3 protein-coding genes are annotated in these 3312 nt (G+C 45.7%); all 3 read right to left on the reverse strand.

The window, feature by feature from the left end; translation table 11 throughout:
- A partial coding sequence (locus gpAD87_RS22975) for an MFS transporter (RefSeq protein ID WP_331710918.1) occupies nucleotides 1-333 on the reverse strand: 333 nt, incomplete at its 3' end.
- 227 nt (nucleotides 334-560) lie between these two features.
- Nucleotides 561-875: a hypothetical protein gene (locus gpAD87_RS22980; RefSeq protein ID WP_064638721.1), complete on the reverse strand. Its 315-nt coding sequence runs from the start codon at nucleotides 873-875 to the stop codon at nucleotides 561-563.
- Between the two features lie 230 nt (nucleotides 876-1105).
- Nucleotides 1106-3312 (reverse strand): bifunctional cytochrome P450/NADPH--P450 reductase (locus gpAD87_RS22985; protein WP_064641160.1); only part of this gene is annotated, 2207 nt, incomplete at its 5' end.

Raw genomic sequence — 3312 nt, forward strand, 5'->3', positions numbered from 1 at the left:
AGCATCAACGGCTCCAGCTCCAAGACCCAGAGGAATGGCAAGAATGACGAGCCATACCAATGAAGGTGCGAAGGAAAATCCAAGGAGTGCTCCGGCAGTCAGACAACAGCTAATTAACGTAACCTTGCCTGTTCCCCATTTTTGAATAACCGTGCCACTTGCCAAGCTTGAAACGATGGTTCCCGCTGCAACAACCATTGACAGAATTCCTGCTGACCCAAACGAAGCGCCAAGTTCAGGCCACATGACGGGCCAGGCTGAACCTAGTAGGGAGTCCGGAATCCCCAGACTGATAAACGCAAGGTAGATAATGATAAGAAACCAAGTTGCCATAAATAGATCCCTTCCCTGCATATAAATTAAAAGTAAATAAAACACAATAATGCTGATTAAACTTCTTTATTTATATACTTTATAAAGTTTATTTATTATATTGCGTCAAAAATTTTTCTTTGTCAATAGATCGTATCAGCCAAATTCAAACAGCCGCCGATCTGGATGAGAAACTCCAGATCAGCGGCTGTTTTTCGGATAGGTAGCATTATTCAATGATTAATTGATTAATAGGTGACAAAGCCCTCATAGGTAACAGTCCACGTATAGCCTGTCTGACCATCGACTGATTTTAATGTAAGTATTCCCCTGTACGGATCAACATTATAACTTGCTGTCATAGGGATATCACCAAGCGTTGGGAATTGAGATTTGGGTAGAATGGTCTGCCAGGTTATATACTTTTGTGCGTAAGGAACTACTTGTGTACTTTCTGGTAAACTACTTGTTGAAGTTGAAGGTACACTAGCTGCAAAAGATGTAGAGCCTAGCGTGAAACATGCAACGACAGTTAAAAGACCGACCATAAGTTTCTTTATCATCTTCATCTTCCTTTCGTTTTGGAGTACAGTTCTATCATATAAGATAGATTTCTATTAAAATGTAATATTTGTCATATAGTGAAAATATTTGATGTAAAATGTGTGAACTATTATTTGATTTTGAAGTATATAACTTAGTTGATGTGAACACATACTGATCTTTTCTCTTCTCACATCATCCTACAACATAAGAAAAAGGCGGCTTATCGCCGCCTCCTTCTTAACGTGTCTCAACATACAGGAGCCTTAGCCGATTCAGCAGTTCGTTTACCTGCCCACACGTCCTGAACGTAACGGCCCTCCGCCTGGAGCTGATTGAGCCAATCTTTTGCCTCCTGAAGGGTTGCACCTTTCGCCTTCTGGTATGCTTGCCTCAAAGTCTCTTCGACGGCGGGAGCCATTTGGCTTCCGTCACCACATACGTAGATTCTCCCTTTTTCATCAAGCAAATGAAGCAAATGTTCGGCTTCCTGCAACATCAGATGCTGCACATACGTTTTGGGCGTACCCTCCACACGTGAAAAAGCCGTATGCAGCTTGACGATGCCTGCCTGTTCGTATTGTTCAAGTTCTTGACGATATATGAAATCCGAATCATTCCTGCAACCAAAGAACAAATGTGCTTCACTCAGTGGCAATCCCCTCTCTTTTAGCACAGATCTGGCCTGGAGGAAACCTCTGAACGGTGCAACACCCGTCCCTGGACCCAACATAATAATTGGAACATCCGGCTCTTCTGACAGCACAAATCCGGATTCTGGCGTACGTACAAACATCGAAATACTCTCTCCCGTCTGGCAGTCTGCCAGATAGGATGAAGCCACACCACGGAATTCACCGTTGCCGCTCCAAGCAGGCTCTTTCACAACGGACACTGTGATGCTCGCCTGCTTGGCATTAAAGTGTGGAGAGCTGGATATGGAGTAATACCTGGGTTTGAGTGGAGACAGCAGTTCAAGGAATCTTTCGAACGGCAGCTCACAGGCCTCATACTTTTCCAGCAGTTCAAGCATGGTAGTTCTGTTTTCAAGTAAATGTTCCCTGTAGTTGTTTTCTTCCAGCATCGCCTCGAGTTCACGCTTATGAGGAGGGCATACCGTATGGTTCGCCAGCTCCTGCAACTGCGTTCTTGTAACAGGTGCTTGCAGCTCAACACAGGAACGGAGCAATTCATTCACTTTGACAGGACGGTTCAGAGGAAGATGTGTCAACTGTGTTTCGTTCGAAGTTAATTGGATCTGAACGTCCCCTTTTAATCCGAAACGATGCAGGATGCGATTCACGATTTCATCTGCATTTAGGGGCAATACGCCAAGATGATCGCCTTCTTTATAGGTCATGCCTTCAGGAAGCAGTATCTCAATGTGACGTGTACTCCGCCCACTATCCATGGCCTGAAGCTCTTCATTTACCACTATAGTGGCATAGCTGGCATTGTAGGTTCGTGCAAGTGGCAGATCGGCTTTCTCGCGAACAAATTCCATTTGAATTGTACTTCGTGAGGAGTGCTCCATAGATTCCTCGCTAATCCCCAATGTGTTTAACATCTGAGGCCACAACATCCGCTGCCACTCTTCCACTTGTTTCTCCATATCCCCGCCTGCATCGACTTCTCCCCGAGGTAACAGCCTGTTGCCTCCCAAGCCCGCAAGCTTTTCATCGACCATTCGAGGAATGCTTTGGTATGTACCGGACCAGCTCCGATCCCCGCAGCCCAGAACTGCATAGGTCACACCTTGCACCTTCTCTGACTCGGCTTCCTTTAACCACTCGATAAATGCCGCTGCATTTTGCGGAGGTTTACCATTATACGAAGCTGTCACGATGAGAACGATCCCCTCTTTTGGCAAGCGGCCAACCCATTCATGCAATGTTGCGGCTTCGCTTGGAATTCCATAGGAACGGGCTTTCTCTGCAAAAGCTCTGGCAATGCCTTCTGCCGTCCCCAGGTTGGAGCCGTATAGAACCAGTATTGTTGGATTGGCATTTACGGAAGTCGTCATCGATTCCTTCATAGCACTATGACCAGCTACATTTGTATGCATACCCTGATCCTGATTCGGCTTTTCATCCGAGTGAGCAACAGATGTACTCAGTTTCTGTGAAACGGTCCGTGCTCTCACCTGTATTCGAAAATCACCTGGTTTTAACGTTAACGTTAACGTTTGTTTCACATCCAACTGATAATTGCTATAGTCTACCAGTTCAAAATGTTTAAGTACCATACCGAGTACAAGGGTTGCTTCATATAAAGCAAACTGCATGCCGATACACGCTCTCTCCCCATTGCCAAACGGTTTATACGCATGGTGAGGAACTTGAGTCGTATCTTCAAAACGTTCCGGGCGGAATAGCTCTGCATCCTCTCCCCAGGCGCCTTTGTCACGGTGAAGCTGAGGCAGAAGAATACTGCAACTCTCCCCTTTTTTCAGTGGAT

The organism is Paenibacillus sp. AD87 (assembly GCF_001659845.1).
GTDB classification, from domain to species: Bacteria; Bacillota; Bacilli; order Paenibacillales; family Paenibacillaceae; genus Paenibacillus; species Paenibacillus marchantiae.

Coding starts and splice junctions, on each gene's coding strand:
- gpAD87_RS22980 (WP_064638721.1), bottom strand. CDS start 875: ATGATAAAGAAACTTATGGTCGGTCTTTTAACTGTCGTTGCATGTTTC.